Annotated in this window: 3 protein-coding genes; 1 reads left to right on the top strand and 2 read right to left on the bottom strand. The window is 70.1% G+C overall.

All coding sequences use genetic code 11. The annotated features are described in order from the left end of the window. Positions 1-109: 109 nt before the first annotated feature. Entirely contained in the window at positions 110-847 is a 738-nt protein-coding gene (locus tag ACXJKG_RS20470) for a ParA family protein (RefSeq protein ID WP_456847559.1), read from the bottom strand. Between the two features lie 10 nt (positions 848-857). Beyond that, a complete protein-coding gene (ppk2, locus tag ACXJKG_RS20475) occupies positions 858-1,787 on the bottom strand; it encodes a polyphosphate kinase 2 (protein ID WP_456847560.1) in 930 nt (309 codons plus the stop codon). Positions 1,788-2,096: 309 nt separating this feature from the next. Between ppk2 and ACXJKG_RS20480 the strand changes: the two genes are divergently transcribed. After that, positions 2,097-2,774 carry an alpha/beta fold hydrolase gene (locus ACXJKG_RS20480; protein WP_456847561.1) on the top strand — a complete coding sequence of 226 codons (678 nt, stop codon included), beginning with the start codon at positions 2,097-2,099 and terminating at the stop codon, positions 2,772-2,774. The last annotated feature ends 114 nt before the right edge of the window (positions 2,775-2,888 follow it).

Consider the following 2,888-nt stretch of genomic DNA (forward strand, 5'->3'; position numbering starts at 1 on the left):
CAGCGGTCCCACGGCGACAGCATCCACGACACGCTCGGCCCGTTCGCCTCGGCCACCGAGCGCCGGCACGTCGAGGCGTTCCTGGAGCGGCTCGCCGCGGCGAGCTGATCTACGCCTTGCGGACCTCGGCCCAGAGCTGCTCGTAGCACTGCGCGACGCGGCTCGTCGGGGCGAAGGCGGTCACCGGCGACTGCCGCTCGGCCATCTGCTCCACGATCGACAGGGCCGGGATCTCGGTGCTCGCGATGCGCGTGCCCTCCCGGGGGGCGGAGTCGATGACGTCGCGGTGCAGCCGCTTGCGACGGTCGACCATCGAGAAGAACGCCACGAGGTTCGGTCGCGGCTTCTCGGACTCGGCCACGAAGCCCKTCAGCTGCTCCAGCGTCCGCATCGACAGCGTCGCGGGGATGAGCGGCACCAGCAGCGTGTCAGCGGCGTGCAGGACGTTCTCGGACATCAGCGAGATGCTCGGCGGGCAGTCGAGGAACACGACGTCGTAGTCGTCGGAGACGTCGGCCACCAGCTGACGGAGCCGGCGGGTGCGCTTCTTGGCGTCGTCGAGCTCGAGGTCGAGGTTGCGGTAGCTGAAGTCGGCGGGCAGCAGGTCCAGGTTGTCGAAGGCGGTCGACTTGAGCGCGTCGTCCATCGCGCGCTTCCCGGTCACCAGCGCGTGCCCGCCGCCCTTGACGCGGGGGCGGACCCGGAAGATGTAGGTCGCCGCGCCCTGCGGGTCCAGGTCCCACAGGAGCGTCCGTCGCCCCTCGCGCGCAGCGAGGTGGGCGAGGTTCACGGCCGTGGAGGTCTTCCCCACGCCGCCCTTGATGTTGTACGACGCGAAGACCTTCACCGTCGGCCGCTCAGTCGCCGACGGTGTGGCGGCCGCGCTGGACGATCAGCGGGTCGACCTCGCCGATGACGGCCTCGTCCTTGCCCTCGTACGAGAACTGGCTGAGGAAGTAGCGCATCGCGTTGAGCCGGGCGCGCTTCTTGTCGTTGCTGCGGATCGCGATCCACGGCGAGGGGTCGGTGTCCGTACCGGCGAACATCGCCTCCTTCGCCGCGGAGTACTGCTCCCAGCGGTCGAGGGACTCGAGGTCCATCGGCGAGAGCTTCCAGCGGCGCACGGGATCGATCTGGCGGATGGCGAAGCGGGTGCGCTGCTCGCGGCGGGTGACCGAGAACCAGAACTTGGTCAGGTGCGTGCCGTCGTCGACGATCAGCCGCTCGAACTCCGGGGCCTGGCGCATGAACGCCGCGTACTCGTCGTCGGAGCAGAAGCCCATCACCCGCTCGACGCCCGCGCGGTTGTACCAGGACCGGTCGAACAGCACGATCTCGCCGGCGGTCGGGAAGTGCTGGACGTACCGCTGGAAGAACCACTGGCCCCGCTCGGTCCTCGTGGGCTTGGTCAGCGCCACGACGCGTGCCGCGCGCGGGTTCAGGTGCTCCATGAACCGCTTGATCGTGCCGCCCTTGCCCGCCGCGTCGCGGCCCTCGAACACGATGATGTGGCGCTCGCCGTTGTCCTCCGCCCAGTACTGCAGCTTGAGCAGCTCGATCTGGAGGCGGTACTTGGCCTCCTCGTACTCCTCGCGGTCCATCAGCTCGTCGTACGGGTAGTCCTCGCGCCAGGTCTCGACGGCCTTGCCGCCCGGGTCGATGAGCACGGGGTCCGCACCCTCGCCACCGGACACGGTGTAGCCCTCCGCGACGAGCCGGTCGATGTACTCGCGCAGGCTGTCCTCGGCCCCGGGCCGGTATCCGTCGAGATCGAGTGTCGAGTCCATCACGTCCTCCTGACGGGGCTGGGCGCTGCGACTGTATCCACGTAACTGTCCAGCGACCATGCCTGGGGCGCACGTGCTGGCACCTTCGCGCGGATCCACGGCTCCTATGCTCGTTCGGTGCGAGCGACCAGGGTGGTCCAGACCCGGCTCGGTGCCGTCGAGGTCATGCTCCTGGTAGGCGACAGGGCGCCGGTGCTCTTCTTCCCGGGAGGGCATTGCCCCGCGGCTGTCGACTGCGGGTGGAGCGTCTACGCGTCCCTCGGCCACGGCATCCTCTCGTTCTCCAGGCCCGGCTACGGCGCCACCCACGTGGGGCAGCTCGCTGCTCAGAAGTTCGTGCCGGCCGTGGCGGAGTGCTGCGAGCGGTTGGGAATCACCGAGACGGCCGGGGCTGTCGGGGTGTCCTTCGGCGGCATGCAGGCGATCCATTGCGCTGTGGCGCTGCCTTGGCTGGTGCCGCGCCTCGCGCTGCACAGCTGTGCGCCGTCCACCCACGCCTATCCAGACACGGCTCGGCAGGCGCTGCTCGGGCCGCTCGTGTTCGCACCGGGCTCGCAGCGTGTGGTCTGGTCGGCGATCGCCCGGCGGGTCGCCTCGGACAGGGGCCTGCGAAGGATGGTCGCGACGCTCTCGACGAGGCCGCTCGACGACTGGTGGCACACATGGTCGGCGGCCGACCGGACCCTCGCTCGGGAGCTGTTCCGGACGATGTCCTCCGGAGCGGGGTTCGTGAACGACCTCCGCCAAGGCCGGGCGGGGCGGCGTTCCTATCGCCGCCTGTTCCAGACCGAGGTCCGCTGTCCCACCCTGGTGACGGCCTCCCGCGACGACGCAGGGGTCGCGTTCAGGCATGCCGAGGACCTCGTGCAGACGATCCCGACCGCCACTCTCGTCGAGCTCGACGCACCCAGCCATCTGTTCTGGATCGGGCCGGCTCGCGCCCAGGTCGAGGCGGCCGTGCGCGCCTTCCTCGCGACACCCGCATGACCGGCGGCATCGTCCGCCACACTCGTTCCATGACTGTGCCGATCGCGCCGCCGGTCGTCGCGCCGCGGTTGCCATCGACCAGGGTGCGCTGGCTTCGCCCGATCGGCGCCACCC

The sequence above is a fragment of the Cellulomonas sp. P5_C6 genome, from assembly GCF_054049635.1.

What these genes read in the sequence shown, in the direction of transcription:
- ppk2 (WP_456847560.1), bottom strand. Translation starts at nt 1,787, where the DNA reads ATGGACTCGACACTCGATCTCGACGGATACCGGCCCGGGGCCGAGGAC.